This window comes from Pantoea sp. KPR_PJ, from assembly GCF_041386365.1.
In the GTDB taxonomy this organism is placed as follows: Bacteria; Pseudomonadota; Gammaproteobacteria; order Enterobacterales; family Enterobacteriaceae; genus Pantoea.
The window spans coordinates 84,717-101,933 of record NZ_JABMIK010000012.1 but is presented as its reverse complement, the minus strand read 5'-3'; the positions used below and the strand labels follow the sequence as shown (position 1 = coordinate 101,933).

Annotated in this window: 14 protein-coding genes; 13 read left to right on the top strand and 1 reads right to left on the bottom strand. The window is 56.4% G+C overall.

Features of this window, described 5'->3' with window-relative positions:
• Positions 1-421 precede the first annotated feature (421 nt).
• Complete coding sequence (gene queG / locus HP564_RS19460) at positions 422-1,561, bottom strand: tRNA epoxyqueuosine(34) reductase QueG (RefSeq protein WP_371245479.1); 1,140 nt, start codon at positions 1,559-1,561, stop codon at positions 422-424.
• On the opposite strand from queG, the gene nnr reads away from it, so the two are divergent.
• The 13 genes from nnr (at position 1,560) to rnr (ending at position 17,198) form a co-directional block, all read left to right on the top strand.
• Complete coding sequence (nnr, locus tag HP564_RS19455; protein WP_371245478.1) at positions 1,560-3,074, top strand: bifunctional ADP-dependent NAD(P)H-hydrate dehydratase/NAD(P)H-hydrate epimerase; 1,515 nt, start codon at positions 1,560-1,562, stop codon at positions 3,072-3,074. The two genes, queG and nnr, sit on opposite strands and share 2 nt — an antisense overlap.
• A 6-nt stretch (positions 3,075-3,080) precedes the next feature.
• Positions 3,081-3,545, top strand: a complete 465-nt coding sequence (gene tsaE, locus HP564_RS19450; protein WP_371245477.1) for a tRNA (adenosine(37)-N6)-threonylcarbamoyltransferase complex ATPase subunit type 1 TsaE — start codon at positions 3,081-3,083, stop codon at positions 3,543-3,545.
• Complete coding sequence (gene amiB, locus HP564_RS19445; RefSeq protein WP_371245476.1) at positions 3,542-5,194, top strand: N-acetylmuramoyl-L-alanine amidase AmiB; 1,653 nt, start codon at positions 3,542-3,544, stop codon at positions 5,192-5,194. The genes tsaE and amiB overlap by 4 nt, the downstream gene beginning before the upstream one ends.
• A gap of 48 nt (positions 5,195-5,242) precedes the next feature.
• Positions 5,243-7,135, top strand: coding sequence for a DNA mismatch repair endonuclease MutL (mutL, locus tag HP564_RS19440; protein WP_371245475.1), 1,893 nt, complete (start codon positions 5,243-5,245; stop codon positions 7,133-7,135).
• A complete protein-coding gene (gene miaA / locus HP564_RS19435; RefSeq protein WP_371245474.1) occupies positions 7,128-8,078 on the top strand; it encodes a tRNA (adenosine(37)-N6)-dimethylallyltransferase MiaA in 951 nt (316 codons plus the stop codon). Before mutL ends, miaA begins: the two co-directional genes overlap by 8 nt.
• A gap of 102 nt (positions 8,079-8,180) precedes the next feature.
• On the top strand, positions 8,181-8,495 hold the full coding sequence (hfq, locus tag HP564_RS19430) for an RNA chaperone Hfq (RefSeq protein ID WP_371245473.1): 315 nt from the start codon (positions 8,181-8,183) through the stop codon (positions 8,493-8,495).
• Between the two features lie 81 nt (positions 8,496-8,576).
• Positions 8,577-9,857 carry a ribosome rescue GTPase HflX gene (hflX, locus tag HP564_RS19425; protein ID WP_371245472.1) on the top strand — a complete coding sequence of 427 codons (1,281 nt, stop codon included), beginning with the start codon at positions 8,577-8,579 and terminating at the stop codon, positions 9,855-9,857.
• 302 nt (positions 9,858-10,159) lie between these two features.
• Positions 10,160-11,395, top strand: a complete 1,236-nt coding sequence (hflK, locus tag HP564_RS19420) for an FtsH protease activity modulator HflK (RefSeq protein WP_371245471.1) — start codon at positions 10,160-10,162, stop codon at positions 11,393-11,395.
• Positions 11,396-11,398: 3 nt separating this feature from the next.
• Entirely contained in the window at positions 11,399-12,403 is a 1,005-nt protein-coding gene (gene hflC / locus HP564_RS19415; protein ID WP_123802492.1) for a protease modulator HflC, read from the top strand.
• Positions 12,404-12,460: 57 nt separating this feature from the next.
• Positions 12,461-12,661 carry a DUF2065 domain-containing protein gene (locus tag HP564_RS19410; protein ID WP_371245470.1) on the top strand — a complete coding sequence of 67 codons (201 nt, stop codon included), beginning with the start codon at positions 12,461-12,463 and terminating at the stop codon, positions 12,659-12,661.
• Between the two features lie 144 nt (positions 12,662-12,805).
• Positions 12,806-14,104, top strand: a complete 1,299-nt coding sequence (locus tag HP564_RS19405) for an adenylosuccinate synthase (protein ID WP_371245483.1) — start codon at positions 12,806-12,808, stop codon at positions 14,102-14,104.
• A gap of 204 nt (positions 14,105-14,308) precedes the next feature.
• The gene (gene nsrR, locus HP564_RS19400) at positions 14,309-14,752 is read left to right on the top strand and encodes a nitric oxide-sensing transcriptional repressor NsrR (protein WP_371245469.1); all 444 of its coding nucleotides are present in this window, start codon (positions 14,309-14,311) and stop codon (positions 14,750-14,752) included.
• A 16-nt stretch (positions 14,753-14,768) separates the two neighbouring features.
• Positions 14,769-17,198, top strand: a complete 2,430-nt coding sequence (rnr, locus tag HP564_RS19395; protein ID WP_371245468.1) for a ribonuclease R — start codon at positions 14,769-14,771, stop codon at positions 17,196-17,198.
• The last annotated feature ends 19 nt before the right edge of the window (positions 17,199-17,217 follow it).

Sequence of the window (17,217 nt, the reverse complement as noted above, 5' to 3'; positions counted from 1 at the left end):
CGGGAATAGCTCAGTTGGTAGAGCACGACCTTGCCAAGGTCGGGGTCGCGAGTTCGAGTCTCGTTTCCCGCTCCAAATTTACATCGCTAAAAATCATACGTTTAGGCTAAGCCGTGACGACCTGCGCCCCACAGTGCGCTTATCAGGTTATCCACAGCGTGCCAGCCCTGTTATTCGCTGCTTACGGCGATCTGTAAAACTATTTTAAACAGAGTTATCCACAACTTTGTTGGTCTGTTCTCAAGCTATCCACATTAGCATTTATACACATCCTTCATTTAAATCATTGATTTTTAAATTAATGAGGATATTTCATTTTGTTAAATTCTGCCTTATAACTCTCTGTGTCAGTTGAATGACAACAGCTTTTTATTTTTATGCACAGCGTGTGGAAAAGTCATTTGCTCTCCGCACTGATTAATCATGCATCACGTGGCAATCCCTTTTCGATGGCGCGCACCAGCCGCTTTTGCTGTGCAGGCTGTACTTCAATACTCTGTGCCTGACGCTTTTCTTGCTGTTGGGCCAGCGCCCACTCAATATGCTCATCCAGCAGGGCATGCTCTCCCAGCCGCTTTTCCAGTACGCGCATAATGTCAGGTGTCCAGGGGGCATTGCCCAGTGCCACGGCGATATTGCGCAGCCAGCGCAAATGGCCGATTCGGCGAATGGCCGATCCTTCCGTTACGCGCAGAAACGTTTTTTCATCCCACTCAAACAGTGTCATCAGCTCCGGCGCATGCAGCACCGCTCGCGGCGAAAAATCGACCTCGTCGCTGAGTTGGCCGTAGCGATTCCACGGACAAATCAACTGGCAGTCGTCGCAGCCATAGATACGATTGCCCATAAGTGGGCGCAGCGCTTCCGGAATCGCGCCCTCCAGCTCAATAGTGAGATAGGAGATACAGCGCCGCGCGTCCACCACATAAGGCTCGACGATGGCGTTGGTAGGACAGATTGTCATGCAGGCCACGCAGCGGCCACACTGCTCCTCTTGCGGTGTATCAACGGGCAAAGGGAGATCAATCAGCAGCTCACCAAGGAAAAACCAGGAGCCTGCTTCACGGTTCAGTATCAGGGAATGCTTGCCGGTCCAGCCGAGTCCCGCCTTCGCGGCCAGCGGGCGCTCCAGCACTGGCGCAGAGTCGACAAAGGGGCGGAAATTAAGCTCGCCGCACTTTTCCTGGATCATTTCTCCAAGCTTTTTCAGGCGATTGCGCAATACTTTGTGGTAATCACGCCCAAGAGCGTAGCGGCTGACATAGCCGAGTTGCGGATTCTTCAGGGTACTGGCAAAGGCGGCTTTCGCCGGAAGGTAATTCATACGGACGCTGATGACGCGCAGCGTGCCGGGCAGCAGTTCATGCGGGCGTGCGCGCATCATGCCGTGACGCGCCATCCACTCCATTTCGCCGTGGTACTGCTTATCCAGCCACGCCTGTAAACGTGGCTCTTCCGCACTGAGATCGGTGTCGGTAATGGCGACCTGCTGAAAGCCGAGATCCTTGCCCCACTGTTTAATCTGTTGAGCAAGCTGATGAAGATCGAGAGGGTATGACATGAGTGACCAGGAATCGAAAGCAAACAGCCGCAGTTTACCATATTCCGTCTGGCCTGCGCAGGCCCTGCACCAGCTGGAACGCGATGGCGCTGACACGCTGGGCATCACGCTATACGAACTGATGCAGCGCGCGGGGCAGGCAGCCTTTGAACTGGCCACCGCACAGTGGCCGCAGGCGCGTAACTGGTTGATTTTGTGTGGTCATGGCAACAATGGCGGCGATGGTTATGTCACGGCGCGGCTGGCGCAGGCGGCAGGGCTGACGGTAACGCTACTGGCGTGTGAAGGGGATAAACCGCTGCCGGATGAGGCGCAGCGCGCTCGCGATGCCTGGCTGGAAGCGGGTGGCGAGATCCATGCGGCTGACGCCATCTGGCCGGAAACGATCGATCTGATCGTTGACGCGCTGTTGGGCACCGGTATTAACCGCGCACCAGCGGAACCCTACTCCACACTGATCCAGCAGGCGAATGCGCACGCTGCCCCCATACTGGCGCTGGACATGCCATCAGGTTTGTCAGCTGCCACGGGGAGCGCGCCCGGAGAGGTGATAGCGGCAACCCAAACGCTGAGCTTTATTGCGCTTAAACCCGGCCAGATTACCGGTAAGGCGCGCGACTTTACGGGCAGCTTACGCTATGCGGACCTCGGTTTAGCCGCCTTTCTCGCCGGTGAAAATGCGCCGATGGCGCGCTTTGATGCTACGTTTTTAACGCACTGGTTAAAACCGCGTAAACCCACTTCGCATAAAGGCAACCAGGGGCGTTTGCTGGTGGTCGGTGGCGATACCGGAACCGCAGGCGCGATTCGCATGACGGCAGAGGCGGCACTGCGCAGCGGATCGGGGCTGGTGCGCGTGCTGACGCATCGCGATAATATTGTACCGATCCTGACGGCTCGCCCTGAAATTATGGTTGATGAGCTGACCGACAGCAGTCTTAATCAGGGGCTGGAATGGGCAGACGTTATTGCTATTGGGCCGGGACTTGGCCAGCGCGAGTGGGGACAGAATGCGCTGAAAGCGGTGGCGACCAGCGAAAAGCCGATGCTTTGGGATGCTGATGCACTTAACCTGCTGGCATTCAATGCGCAGAAACGTCAGAATCGCATCATTACGCCGCACCCAGGCGAAGCGGCACGACTGCTGGGCGTTAAGACCAGCGAAGTGGAGAGCGACCGCCTGCACGCCGCACAGACGCTGGCAGCACGATATGGCGGTGTCGTGGTGCTGAAGGGGGCCGGAACGATTGTTGCCAGCGAGCAGGGCGACATGGCCTTTGCCGATGTTGGCAATGCAGGGATGGCCTCCGGCGGCATGGGCGACGTACTAAGTGGTATTATCGCCTCAATGATGGGCCAGCAGCTGGCGCTATTTGATGCGGCCTGTGCAGGCTGCGTCGCGCACGGTGCAGCAGCAGACGCGGTGGCGGCGCGGCGCGGTACGCGCGGCATGTTAGCCACAGATTTATTCGAGCTGCTTTGGCAGTTTGTTAATCCAGAGATGACCCAATAATAAAGCATGAAGACCTGTGTTATTTCCTTGCCCGATGAGGCAGCTACTCTCGATCTAGGCGCTCAGCTGGCCCATGCCTGTAATGGCGCGGCGGTGATCTATCTTTATGGCGATCTGGGCGCAGGCAAAACCACCTTCAGCCGTGGATTTTTGCAGGCGCTGGGTCACCAGGGTAACGTGAAAAGCCCGACTTACACGCTGGTAGAACCTTACCAGCTGGGCGAACGGGCGCTCTATCACTTCGATCTTTATCGACTGGCCGATCCGGAAGAGCTGGAGTTTATGGGGATCCGCGACTACTTCACCGGCGACGCTATATGTCTGGTTGAGTGGCCGCAGCAGGGCGCTGGCGTACTACCTCCGCCCGATCTGGCGCTGACGCTAAGCTATGTCGGCAGTGCGCGTGAAGCGCGTCTCGACGCGCTTTCTGCACTGGGTGAAACCCTGACCGAGCGGGTGGCGCAGGCATGATCGCACGGATGAAAAGCGCGCTGCTGTTACTGTTGTGTCTGTTTGCCGGGCCCTCACTGGCCGCCAGCCTTTCCGATATCAAGGTCGAAAATGGCGACAGCCAGGCGACCGTCACGTTGAGTTTTGCCGGCCAGCCGGTCTATGGCTACTTCCCGCTGCATAACCCGGATCGCGTGGTGCTGGACATTCGTCAGAGCGGAGTGATTCAGGGGCTGCCGCTGAACTTTAGCGGCGAAAATATCGTTAAGCGTATTCGCACCAGCACGCCAAAAGATAAACAAAGCATTCGCCTGGTGCTGGAGCTGACCCAGTCGGCTAAAACCCGAGCGGTGACGCAGCGCAGCGGCAGCAGCTATAACGTGGTTTTCACCATTAAGGGCAGGCAGCCGGTGAGCCGCGCAGCCCCCGTCTCGACGGCGGTAACGCAAAGCCAGCCAGCGCCAGCCCGTACAGCGGCGAATCCGTTTAACGCTAATCAGGTCACGGCGGTGAGCAACGCGAATACGACCACGCGTCCCGGCAATGCGGTGCCAACCAGCAATGATACGGTGATTGTTGCAATTGATGCCGGACACGGCGGACAGGATCCCGGTGCGACCGGCCAGCACGGCCTGCATGAAAAGAACGTCACTATCGCTATCGCCCGTAAGCTGAAGGTGCTGCTGAATAAAGATCCGATGTTCAAAGGCGTGCTGACGCGTGACGGTGACTACTTTATCTCGGTGATGGGCCGCTCTGAAGTGGCCCGTAAAGAGAATGCCAATCTGCTGGTCTCTATCCACGCCGACTCGGCTCCAAGCCACAGCGCTACCGGCGCATCGGTGTGGGTGCTGTCAAATCGCCGCGCCAACAGTGAAATGGCAAACTGGCTGGAGCAGCGAGAGAAGCAGTCAGAGCTGCTGGGCGGTGCAGGGGATCTATTGGCGAACAGTCAGGCCGATCCCTACCTGAGCCAGGCGGTGCTGGATTTACAGTTTGGCCACTCGCAGCGCGTTGGTTACGACGTAGCGGTGAAGGTATTGCAACAGCTGCGCGGCGTATCTCCGCTGCACAAGCGTTTGCCGGAACACGCCAGTCTTGGCGTACTGCGTTCGCCGGATATTCCCTCGCTGCTTGTGGAAACCGGTTTTATCAGTAATACCTCGGAGGAGCGGCTGCTTGGCAGTAGCGCACACCAGGATAAGATTGCGTTAGCCATCTACAAAGGCTTGCGCAATTACTTCCTGGCGCACCCGCTACAATCGCTCCCAAAGGAGGAAAATCGACCGCTCGGCTCATCGCCGGCGGTGAGCGTCGCCAGTAACCCGGCGACCGGCGTCACCCAGTATACGGGGGCGGTGCAGCGCCATACGGTCACGCGCGGTGAGACGCTCTCCGGCATTGCGGCAAAATATGGCGTGTCGATGGCGACGCTGCGTGAGATGAATACGCTCAAGCGTGACGTGGTCTGGGTCGGACAACGCCTGAAAGTGCCCGCCAGTAATAGTGTGGCTGCGCGCAGCCCGGCGCGTCATAAGGTCGTGCGTGGCGACTCGCTGACGGCCATCGCCGCCCATTACGGCGTCAGCCCGCAGTCGATTATGCAGGCAAATAATATGAAGTCCTCAAACGTCATGTTGGGGCAAACCCTGAAAATCCCCGCCTCCTGACGGTCAGCCCGGCCAGGTGCCGGGCCAGGCGCTATAAGGATTATCACCATGCCCATTCAAATTTTACCGCCGCAGCTGGCTAACCAGATTGCGGCGGGCGAAGTCGTCGAACGTCCTGCGTCGGTGGTAAAAGAGCTGGTGGAAAACAGCCTGGATGCTGGCGCGACGCGTATCGACATCGATATCGAAAAAGGCGGCGCCAGACTGATTCGCATCCGCGATAACGGCTGCGGTATCAGCAAAGAGGAGCTGGCTATGGCGCTGGCGCGCCATGCCACCAGCAAAATCGCCTCCCTTGATGACCTTGAAGCCATTATGAGCCTGGGATTTCGCGGCGAAGCGCTGGCCAGTATTAGCTCGGTCTCCCGCCTGACCCTGACCTCGCGCACCCAGACGCAGAGCGAAGCGTGGCAGGCTTATGCCGAAGGCCGCGATATGGAGGTCACGGTTAAACCTGCGGCGCATCCGTGCGGCACGACGCTGGAAGTGCTCGATCTCTTTTACAATACGCCTGCGCGCCGCAAGTTCATGCGCACTGAAAAAACCGAATTTGGTCATATCGATGAGGTGATCCGCCGCATTGCGCTGGCGCGCTTTGATGTGGCTATCGCACTCAGCCACAACGGCAAGCTGATGCGTCAGTACCGTGCGGTCAGCGATGAGTCGCAGCGTGAACGGCGGCTGGGTGCAATTTGCGGCACGACCTTTATGCAGCATGCGCTGCGTATCGACTGGCAGCATGACGATCTGCTGCTGCGCGGCTGGGTGGCCGATCCGGCCGGTTCACGCCAGCTGACCGACATTCAGTATTGCTACGTCAATGGCCGCATGATGCGTGACAAGCTGATTAATCATGCGATACGTCAGGCATTTCAGACACAGCTACAGGCCGATCAGCAGCCCGCTTATGTGCTCTACCTTGAGATCGATCCGCATCAGGTGGACGTCAACGTTCATCCTGCCAAGCATGAGGTACGTTTTCACCAGTCACGGCTGGTACATGACTTTATCTGTCAGGGCGTGATGAGCGTGCTGCAGGAGAGTCGTCGTGCGCCAACGCTGCCCGCGCCTCAGACGGAAGAGCCCACACCACGCTGGCAGCCGGAGAATCGTCAGGCGGCGGGCGGTAACCACTTTGCGCAGCCTGCCGTGCCGCGCCGCAGCGAAGGCGGCGGCGCACAACCGGGCTGGCAAAGCAAAGAGCCCGGCTACAGTAAACGCGAGGGCAAGGTCTATCAGCAACTGCTGAACACGTCCGCGCCATCGTCGACGGCATCAGTTGAATCTGCCGCTGCGCCATCACGTACGCGTGCTGGCGAGAGCGCCACGTCTGCAGAGGCTACGTCGTCGCGTGCACGTTCTGTCGATGCGCCGCTGACGTCGCATGCGCAAAGTTTTGGCCGCGTGCTGACAGTGGTACAGGAGCGTTACGCGCTGCTGGAGCAGGCACAAACCTTGCTGCTGCTTTCGCTGCCGGTAGCGGCTCGCTGGGTACGGCATGCGCAGCTACAGCCGGGCGAGACCGGATTGAAATCGCAGCCGCTGCTGATTCCGGTACGCATGAAAGTCGCCAAAGCTGAGCGCCAGATCGCCGCACAAAAGCAGAGCCTGCTGAGTGAAATGGGTATCGATCTTCAGCCTGAAGGCGATCACGTTACGTTACGTGCGGTGCCTTTACCCTTGCGCACGCAAAATTTACAAATCTTGATCCCAGAGCTGTTAGGCTACCTCGCCCAGCAGCCAGAGAGCGCCGCAGCCCAGCTGGCTCAATGGCTGGCGCGACGTTGCGATACCGACACGCCTCACTGGAATCATTCACAGGCGATTACGCTGCTGGCTGAGCTGGAACGGCTCTGCCCACAGCTGTTGAAATCGCCGCCGTCTGGCCTGATTCAGGTTATAGAGATTGAGAGCGCGCTTGCCGCATTAAAGCATGAGTGAACAAAACCAGGCTGGCCGACCAAAGGCTATTTTTTTAATGGGGCCAACTGCCTCGGGCAAAACCGCACTGGCGATTGCGTTACGTAAACAATTGCCGGTGGAACTTATTAGCGTCGACTCTGCCTTAATCTATCGCGGGATGGATATTGGGACAGCGAAGCCGTCGGCTGATGAGTTAGCGCAGGCTCCTCATCGCCTGCTGGACATTCGCGATCCGTCGGAGGCCTATTCTGCCGCCGACTTTCGTCGCGATGCGCTGACAGCGATGGATGAGATTGTTAAAGACGGCCGTATTCCACTGCTTGTTGGTGGAACGATGCTTTATTTCAAAGCGTTGCTGGAAGGATTGTCGCCGCTGCCCTCGGCCGATCCAGAGGTGCGCCAGCGCATAGAGCAAATGGCGCGTGAAAAAGGATGGGATGCCCTGCACCGTCAGCTGTGCGATATCGATCCCGTTGCCGGGAGTCGTATTCATCCGAATGATCCGCAGAGACTTTCGCGAGCACTGGAAGTTTTTTTTATTTCGGGTAAAACTTTAACGGAACTGACAAAAACATCTGGCGAAGCGTTACCCTACGATGTGTATCAGTTCGCAATCGCCCCCGCGAACCGTGAATTGCTGCATCAACGCATTGCCTTACGCTTTGAGCAGATGCTGGCGTCAGGATTTGAAGCGGAGGCTCGGGCCCTGTTTGCACGAGGTGATTTGCATACGGATATGCCTTCCATCCGCTGTGTCGGTTATCGTCAGATGTGGTCGTATCTGGCTGGCGAAATTGATTACGACGAGATGGTTTATCGGGGAATTTGCGCAACCCGGCAGCTTGCTAAACGCCAGATAACCTGGTTACGCGGCTGGGAAAATGTTCGCTGGCTTGACAGCGACAACCCAGAAACGGCGCGTGATGAGGTGCTTCAGGTTCTTAGTGCGAAGCATGGGTGATTGTGTACAATTGGCTGGTTATCGTGCGCAAATTTTTACGCAGTTTTTTCAGGACTTCGGTTCTACAAGTAATAAACAACAAGCATATAAGGAAAAGATAGAATGGCTAAGGGGCAATCATTACAAGACCCGTTTTTGAACGCACTGCGTCGTGAACGTGTTCCGGTTTCAATTTATTTGGTCAACGGTATCAAGCTGCAGGGGCAAATTGAGTCTTTCGATCAATTCGTGATTTTATTGAAGAACACGGTAAGCCAGATGGTTTACAAGCACGCCATTTCTACCGTGGTTCCATCACGCCCGGTCTCTCACCACAGCAACAATGCTGGTGGCGGCAGCAATAACTACCATCACGGCGGTAGCAACAACGCTTCTGCACAATCGCAGCCACAACAAGACGGCGATAACGCGGAATAACGCGCTACCCCTACAAACCAGGGCGGGAGAGCGCAGGCCGTTTGCCGTCCTGGTCTTCTATTTTCTAAGTGAGGTTATAGCTTGTTTGACCGTTATGATGCCGGTGAGCAGGCCGTACTGGTACACATCTGGTTCTCCCAAGACAAAGAGATGGAAGATCTCCAGGAATTTGAAACCCTGGTGTCTTCTGCGGGCGTAGACGCGCTGCAGGTTATTACCGGCAGTCGTAAAGCGCCACATCCTAAATATTTTGTCGGTGAAGGAAAGGCAGCTGAAATTGCCGATGCGGTGAAATCGAGTGGAGCATCGGTCGTTTTATTCGATCATGCCTTAAGCCCTGCTCAGGAACGCAATCTGGAGCGTCTGTGTGAATGCCGAGTCATTGACCGCACCGGTCTAATCCTGGATATCTTCGCCCAACGTGCCCGCACGCATGAAGGTAAGCTGCAGGTTGAGCTGGCACAGCTACGCCATCTTGCCACACGTCTGGTCCGTGGCTGGACGCACCTTGAGCGTCAGAAAGGCGGTATCGGCTTGCGCGGTCCGGGTGAAACCCAGCTCGAAACTGACCGTCGCTTACTGCGTAACCGAATCAGTCAGATTCTCTCCCGGCTTGAGCGCGTAGAAAAACAGCGCGAGCAGGGGCGTCAGGCACGTGCTAAAGCGGATGTGCCCACCGTTTCGCTGGTCGGCTATACCAACGCCGGAAAATCTACTCTGTTTAACGCCGTTACCTCTGCTAACGTCTATGCGGCCGATCAGCTGTTCGCCACGCTTGATCCGACGCTGCGTCGTCTGAACGTCGCCGATGTGGGTGAGGTGGTCCTGGCGGATACCGTTGGCTTTATTCGCCATCTGCCACACGATCTGGTGGCCGCCTTTAAAGCGACTCTGCAGGAAACGCGCCAGGCGACGCTGCTGCTGCACGTTATTGATGCTGCCGACGTTCGCGTAAACGAAAACATAGAAGCCGTCGATGCGGTGCTGGAAGAGATCGACGCCGATGAGATCCCCGCACTGCTGGTCATGAATAAAATCGATATGCTGGACGGGTTCGTTCCGCGCATCGACCGTAATGAAGAGAATATGCCGATTCGCGTCTGGCTCTCAGCGCAAAGTGGGGAAGGCATTCCACTGCTCTGGCAGGCCTTGTCTGAACGGTTGGCAGGTGAGATCGCACAGTTTGAACTGCGCCTGCCACCAGACGCGGGCCGACTGCGCAGCCGCTTCTATCAGCTGCAGGCCATTGAAGACGAATGGAATGAAGAAAACGGCGACGTTGGGTTACGCGTGCGCCTGCCGATGGTTGACTGGCGACGCCTCTGTAAGCAAGAGCCGTCACTGACCGATTACATAGTTTGACAAGTTGCCCAAACGTCCTTACGCAATAGCGTGTATGGTGTAGCAGGCGGCTGCCGTTTTTCTGGGATATTTCTTTTCTGGGCTTACCTTGGTAAGCGATCGGAAAGAGCGAAGGCAGCCAACGCAGCTACAGCCGCGAACAGCAGGGTTTACCCAACGATTTCAGGCTGTAGCAAGGCGGCCGCTGAGTGAATGCCTAAGAGCTTACCCCGGTAAGTGATCGGTAGAGCTAAGGCAGCCAACACAGCTACAGCCTGAAAGCTGCAGGGTAAACAGCGCACTAACAATAAATGGAGTAGAACATGGCGTGGAATCAGCCCGGTAATAACGGACAGGACCGCGACCCGTGGGGAAGCAGCAATAATCAAGGCGGCAACTCTGGGGGCAATAAAGGCGGTCGTGAACAAGGACCTCCGGATCTGGATGATATCTTCCGTAAGTTGAGTAAAAAGCTCGGCGGACTGGGCGGTGGCAAACAGAATGATAATGGCCAGCGCAGCGGCGGCGGCGGTGGCAAACTGGTGGGTATCGTCGCAGTGGCGGCGGTGGTTATCTGGGCCGCCAGCGGATTCTACACCATTAAAGAAGCGGAGCGCGGTGTCGTCACGCGCTTCGGTAAGTTTAGCCATCTGGTCGAGCCAGGCCTGAACTGGAAACCTACCTTTATCGATCAGGTGCGCGCGGTTAACGTCGAAGCAGTACGAGAACTGGCTGCTTCAGGCGTCATGCTGACCTCAGACGAGAACGTGGTGCGCGTTGAGATGAACGTGCAGTACCGCGTCACCGATCCTGAACGCTACCTGTTCGCCGTCACCAGCGCAGATGACAGCCTGCGGCAGGCGACCGACAGCGCGCTGCGCGGCGTTATTGGCCGCTCCACCATGGATCGCATCCTGACCGAAGGACGTACCGTGGTACGTAGCGATACGCAACGCGAAATTGATGAAACCATTCGCCCTTACAACATGGGTATTACCCTGCTGGACGTTAACTTCCAGGCCGCGCGTCCGCCGGAAGAAGTAAAAGCCGCGTTCGACGATGCGATCGCTGCCCGAGAAAACCGTGAGCAGTATGTTCGTGAAGCGGAAGCCTACGCGAACGAAGTCCAGCCACGCGCTAACGGTCAGGCGCAGCGTATTCTCGAAGAGGCGCGTGCTTATAAAGAGCGCACCGTCCTGGAAGCGCAAGGTGAAGTGGCGCGTTTTGCCAAGCTGCTGCCGGAATATAAAGCAGCACCGGATATCACGAAAGAGCGTCTCTATATTGAAACCATGGAGCGCGTGCTGAGCCATACCCGCAAAGTGCTGGTGAACGATCGTAGCAACAATCTGATGGTGCTGCCGCTCGATCAGCTGATACGCGGCGCGAGCGGCGCGGCGCAGAGCGGTCAGAAAGGCGCGAATCTGTCTACGTTACCTGCATCACCTGGCAGCAGCGCCAGCCGCAGCGACACGTCAGCCTACAATCCAGACAGCATCATGGATCAGCGTCGAGCTAATGCTCTGCGCAACGATACCCAGCGCGAAGGGAGAGAGTAATCGATGCGTAAGCCCATAATCGTAGTCATTATTGTTGTACTGGTGGCGCTTTACGCTTCACTGTTTGTGGTGCAGGAAGGCGAGCGCGGCATCGTGTTGCGCTTTGGTAAAGTCCTGCGCGACGATGAAAATAAACCGCAGGTGTTTGCACCCGGTCTGCACATGAAGGTGCCGTTTATTGAAACGGTTAAAACGCTGGATGCGCGTATTCAGACCATGGACAACCAGGCGGATCGCTTTGTTACCAAAGAGAAGAAAGATCTGATCGTCGACTCCTATATCAAATGGCGTATCAGTGACTTCAGCCGCTACTACCTGGCAACGGGCGGCGGTGATGTTTCTCAGGCAGAAGTGCTGCTGAAGCGTAAGTTCAGCGACCGTCTGCGTTCTGAAATGGGCCGTCTTGATGTGAAAGACATTGTCACCGATTCTCGTGGCCGTCTGACCACCGACGTGCGCGATGCGCTGAATACCGGTAGCGCAGGCAACGACGATGAAGTACAGACGCCAGCAGCGGATGATGCTATCGCCAGCGCGGCAGCACGCGTTGAGCGTGAAACCAACAGCAAAGAGCCTGCTATTAACCCCAACAGTATGGCGGCGCTGGGTATTCAGGTTGTCGACGTGCGCATTAAGCAGATCAATCTGCCAACGGAAGTGTCTGACGCTATCTACAACCGTATGCGCGCTGAGCGTGAAGCGGTAGCGCGGAGCCAGCGTTCACAGGGTCAGGAAGAGGCGGAGAAACTGCGCGCTCAGGCGGACTATCAGGTGACGCGTACCCTGGCAGAAGCGCAGCGTACCGCATTGATTACCCGCGGTGATGGTGATGCCGAAGCGGCTAAACTCTTTGCTGATGCCTTCAGTCAGGATCCTGACTTCTATGCATTCATCCGCAGCCTGCGCGCCTATGAAAACAGCTTTGGCGATAACCAGGACGTGATGGTGCTTAGCCCGGACAGCGACTTCTTCCGATATATGAAAGCGCCCTCTAACGCGACGCGATAAGAACTGATATAACCTACAGGCCGACAATCATGTCGGCCTTTTTTTTTGGAAGAGTAAATGAACACAACCATATGGATGGCGCTGGCGCTGGTATTGGTGCTGGAGGGCCTGGGACCGATGTTTCTGCCACGCATGTGGCGTCGCATGATTCTGGGGATGGCAAAGTTGCCCGATCGTCTTCTGCATCGCTTTGGCGGCGGACTGGTGGTGGCGGGCATGGTGATTTACTGTATGCTCAGTTCCCACAGCGGCGGCTAAATTGTGCTTTGCGCGCGCGCTTTCCCCAGGATGTTGTAGTGTGCAAAACGCAGGCAAAAAATGCGCGCAAACGTATGCTAAAAGTGCTGAAAGCCGCAAGATCAGATGGTAGAATCCATTTTTAAGCAATCGGTGATTTTGAAAATGGGTAAGAACGTCGTCGTACTGGGCACCCAATGGGGTGACGAAGGCAAAGGTAAGATTGTAGACCTTCTGACTGAACGCGCAAATTACGTAGTGCGTTACCAGGGTGGCCACAATGCAGGCCATACACTTGTCATCAACGGTGAAAAAACCGTCCTCCATTTAATTCCATCTGGCATCCTGCGTGAGAACGTTACCAGCATCATCGGTAATGGCGTAGTGCTGTCGCCTGAAGCTCTGATGAAAGAGATGAAAGGCCTGGAAGAGCGTGGCGTACCGGTACGCGAACGTCTGCTGATCTCTGAAGCCTGTCCGCTGATCCTGCAATATCACGTTGCCATGGATTTGGCGCGTGAAAAGGCGCGCGGTGCCAAAGCGATCGGTACCACGGGTCGCGGCATCGGCCCGGCTTATGAAGACAAAGTCGCACGCCGCGGTCTGCGCGTGGGTGACCTCTTTAATAAAGAGACTTTTGCTATCAAGCTGAAAGAAATTGTCGATTACTACAATTTCCAGCTGGTTAACTACTACAAAGAAGATGCTGTCGACTACGACAAAGTGCTGAGCGATGTACTGGCCGTTGCCGACATCTTGACCAGCATGGTGGTTGATGTCTCCGATCTGCTCGACACCGCACAGAAGCGCGGTGACCTGATTATGTTCGAAGGTGCGCAGGGTACGCTGCTGGACATCGATCACGGCACCTACCCCTATGTGACCTCATCGAATACTACGGCTGGCGGCGTGGCGACCGGTTCGGGCATTGGTCCACGCTGCGTTGATTATGTGCTGGGCATTGTTAAAGCTTACTCTACGCGCGTAGGCGCAGGTCCGTTCCCGACTGAGCTGTTTGATGACGTTGGTGAGTTCCTGTGTGAGAAAGGCAACGAGTTTGGTGCCACCACCGGCCGTCGTCGCCGTACTGGCTGGCTGGATGCGGTAGCCGTGCGTCGTGCAGTGCAGATTAACTCCCTGTCTGGCTTCTGTATGACCAAGCTGGACGTGCTGGACGGTCTGAAAGAAGTGAAAATCTGTGTAGGCTATCGCCTGCCGGATGGTCGTGAAGTCACCACTACGCCGCTGGCTGCAGAAAACTGGGAAGGCATTGAGCCGATCTATGAAACCCTGCCGGGCTGGAGCGAAACGACGTTTGGTGTGAAAACGCTGGAAGGTCTGCCGCAGGCCGCGCGCGACTACATCAAGCGCGTTGAAGAGGTGACGGGCGTACCGGTTGATATTATCTCTACGGGTCCTGACCGTAGCGAAACCATGATTCTGCGCGATCCGTTCGACGCATAATCTTGCACAGGCCGGAGACACTCCGGCCTTTTTTCTGCTTTTCATCTCTTCGCGCACTCACATCGCCGTCCGGCTGAAAAAAACACACGTTAGTTTTGACACTGGTTTATCATCTACAGTAACCGCGCGCCGGTTTACTATCAAAATCAACCGCTATACGAAAGAAGTAAACAAACACGCCATGAGTGATCGACTGAGGTAATTGTGCAGCTGACAAGTTTTACTGATTATGGCCTGCGGGCCTTAATTTATATGGCCAGTTTGCCGGAAGGTAAAATGACCAATATTACTGAAGTCACCGAGACCTACGGCGTGTCACGTAACCATATGGTTAAAATCATTAATCAACTTAGCCGGGCGGGATTTATTGCGGCAACGCGCGGCAAAAACGGCGGCATCCGTCTGGGTATGGATCCGCGTAATATCATCATCGGCGATGTTGTGCGCAAAATGGAACCGCTACAGCTAGTAGACTGCGCCACCTGCGTCATCACCCCAGCCTGCCGCTTAAAAAAAGCGTTGAACGATGCCGTTCAGCTGTTTCTGCGCGAGCTGGACAGCTATACGCTGGCTGATTTAGTCGAGGGGAATGAACCCCTATACCACATTTTATTGTCCGAACCGCCGGTGGCAATGAATCTGAAATGACATCGGAGGAACCGCTATGTCAAAAGATCCTTTTCAGGAAAGAGAAGCTGAAAAATACGAAAACCCCATCCCGAGCCGCGAGTTTATTCTGGCTCACCTGGAAAAACGGGAAAAACCGGCCAGCCGCGACGAGCTGGCACAGGAACTGAACCTGACGGACGAAGAACATCTTGAAGCGCTGCGTCGTCGTCTGCGCGCCATGGAGCGCGATGGCCAGCTGGTCTTCACGCGTCGCCAGTGCTATGCGCTGCCGGAACGTCTTGATCTGCTGCGCGGCAAAGTCATCGGCCATCGCGACGGCTACGGCTTCCTGCGCGTCGAAGGCCAGAAAGACGACCTCTATCTCTCTGCCGAGCAGATGAAAATGTGTATGCACGGCGACGTTATCCTGGCGCAGCCGCTGGGTGCCGATCGTAAAGGCCGCCGTGAAGCGCGCGTGGTCCGCGTGCTGGAGCCGCGCAACAACCAAATTGTTGGCCGCTACTTCACCGATGCGGGTGCCGGCTTTGTGGTGCCGGATGACAGCCGTCTGAGCTTTGACATCCTTATCCCACCAGAAGAGACCTTACAGGCGCGTATGGGATCGGTGGTCGTGGTCGAGCTGGTTCAGCGTCCGACGCGCCGTACGAAAGCCATTGGTAAAGTGGCCGAGATCCTCGGTGATAACATGGGCACCGGCCTGGCGGTTGATATGGCACTGCGTACCCATGAGATCCCGCACAGCTGGCCGCCAGAGGTTGAAAAACAGGTCAGTAAGCTGAGCGAAGAGGTACCGGAGGAGGCGAAGAAAGGGCGCGTTGACCTGCGCAAGCTGCCGCTGGTTACCATTGATGGCGAAGATGCACGCGATTTTGATGATGCCGTCTACTGTGAGAAAAAACGTGGTGGCGGCTGGCGTCTGTGGGTGGCGATTGCCGACGTGAGCTACTACGTGCGTCCCGGCACGCCGCTGGATGACGAAGCGATGCAGCGCGGTACCTCGGTTTACTTCCCGTCTCAGGTAGTGCCAATGCTGCCGGAAGTGCTCTCAAACGGGCTGTGCTCGCTCAATCCGCAGGTTGATCGTCTCTGCATGGTGTGTGAGATGACCATCTCTGCCGCCGGCAAGCTGACCGGCTATAAGCATTATGAAGCGGTGATGAACTCACATGCGCGTCTGACCTATAACAAGGTGTGGAGCATCCTGCAGGGCAATCCAGAGCTGCGCGAACAATACGCGCCGCTGCTGAAGCCGCTGGAAGAGCTGCACAACATGTACCAGGTGCTGGAGCAGGCCCGCGATGCACGCGGTGGCATCTCCTTTGAAACCGAAGAGGCGAAGTTCATCTTTAACGCGGAACGCCGCATTGAGCGCGTTGAGCGTACCGTACGCAACGACGCGCACAAGCTCATTGAAGAGTGCATGATCCTCGCCAACATCGCCTCTGCGCGCTTTGTCGAGAAGCACCAGGAACCGGCACTGTTCCGCGATCACGATCGTCCCAGCGACGACAGCATCACCAGCTTCCGCACCGTGCTAAATGAGCTGGGACTTTCTCTGCCCGGTGGCGCGAAGCCGGAGCCAGTCGATTATGCCGAGCTGCTGACGCAGATCGCCGATCGTCCCGATGCAGAGATGTTGCAGACCATGCTGCTGCGCTCGATGAAGCAGGCAGTTTACGATCCGGAAAACCGTGGGCACTTCGGTCTGGCGTTACAGTCCTATGCGCACTTTACCTCACCGATTCGCCGCTATCCCGATCTGCTGCTGCACCGCGCCATCAAGTATCTGCTGGCGCAGGCGGCAGGCGAAGTCAAAGGCAACACCACGCCGACCGGTGGATATCACTACGACATGCCGCAAATGTTGCAGCTGGGCCAGCACTGTTCCATGACGGAACGTCGTGCCGATGAAGCCACGCGCGACGTTGCCGACTGGCTGAAGTGCGACTTTATGCAGGATCAGGTTGGTAATACCTTTGACGGCGTGATCTCCAGCGTCACCGGCTTTGGCTTCTTTGTGCGTCTGAACGATCTCTTTATCGATGGGCTGGTACACGTCTCTACGCTGGACAACGACTACTACCGTTTTGATCCGGTTGGCCAGCGCCTGATCGGCGAGTCGGGTGGACGCACCTATCGCCTGGGCGATGCCGTCGAAGTCCGCGTTGAGGCGGTGCATCTGGACGAGCGCAAGATCGACTTTGCGCTGATCTCCAGCCAGCGTCAGGTACGCGGTGAAGGCAAAACTGCCCGTGACAAAGCGAAGCGTGAAGGCAAAACAGCGCCGAAGCGCCGTCGCCAGATGGGTAAAAAAGGCAACTTCGAGCCCAATGAAGCGTTCCGCGACGACAAGTCAAAACCGGCCAAAGCGAAGAAAGAGAAAAAAAGCAAAAAACCGTCAGAAAAAACCCGTAAAATCGCCGCCGCCACAAAGGCGAAGCGCGCCGCGAAAAAAACAGGCTAACTCCGCCTGATGCGTTAAC

Excerpts from the sequence above, each read along its gene's own strand:
- nnr (WP_371245478.1), top strand. The coding sequence starts at position 1,560 with ATGAGTGACCAGGAATCGAAAGCAAACAGCCGCAGTTTACCATATTCC.
- queG (WP_371245479.1), bottom strand. The coding sequence starts at position 1,561 with ATGTCATACCCTCTCGATCTTCATCAGCTTGCTCAACAGATTAAACAG.
- tsaE (WP_371245477.1), top strand. The coding sequence starts at position 3,081 with ATGAAGACCTGTGTTATTTCCTTGCCCGATGAGGCAGCTACTCTCGAT.
- amiB (WP_371245476.1), top strand. The coding sequence starts at position 3,542 with ATGATCGCACGGATGAAAAGCGCGCTGCTGTTACTGTTGTGTCTGTTT.
- mutL (WP_371245475.1), top strand. The coding sequence starts at position 5,243 with ATGCCCATTCAAATTTTACCGCCGCAGCTGGCTAACCAGATTGCGGCG.
- miaA (WP_371245474.1), top strand. The coding sequence starts at position 7,128 with ATGAGTGAACAAAACCAGGCTGGCCGACCAAAGGCTATTTTTTTAATG.
- hfq (WP_371245473.1), top strand. The coding sequence starts at position 8,181 with ATGGCTAAGGGGCAATCATTACAAGACCCGTTTTTGAACGCACTGCGT.
- hflK (WP_371245471.1), top strand. The coding sequence starts at position 10,160 with ATGGCGTGGAATCAGCCCGGTAATAACGGACAGGACCGCGACCCGTGG.
- hflC (WP_123802492.1), top strand. The coding sequence starts at position 11,399 with ATGCGTAAGCCCATAATCGTAGTCATTATTGTTGTACTGGTGGCGCTT.
- HP564_RS19410 (WP_371245470.1), top strand. The coding sequence starts at position 12,461 with ATGAACACAACCATATGGATGGCGCTGGCGCTGGTATTGGTGCTGGAG.
- HP564_RS19405 (WP_371245483.1), top strand. The coding sequence starts at position 12,806 with ATGGGTAAGAACGTCGTCGTACTGGGCACCCAATGGGGTGACGAAGGC.
- rnr (WP_371245468.1), top strand. The coding sequence starts at position 14,769 with ATGTCAAAAGATCCTTTTCAGGAAAGAGAAGCTGAAAAATACGAAAAC.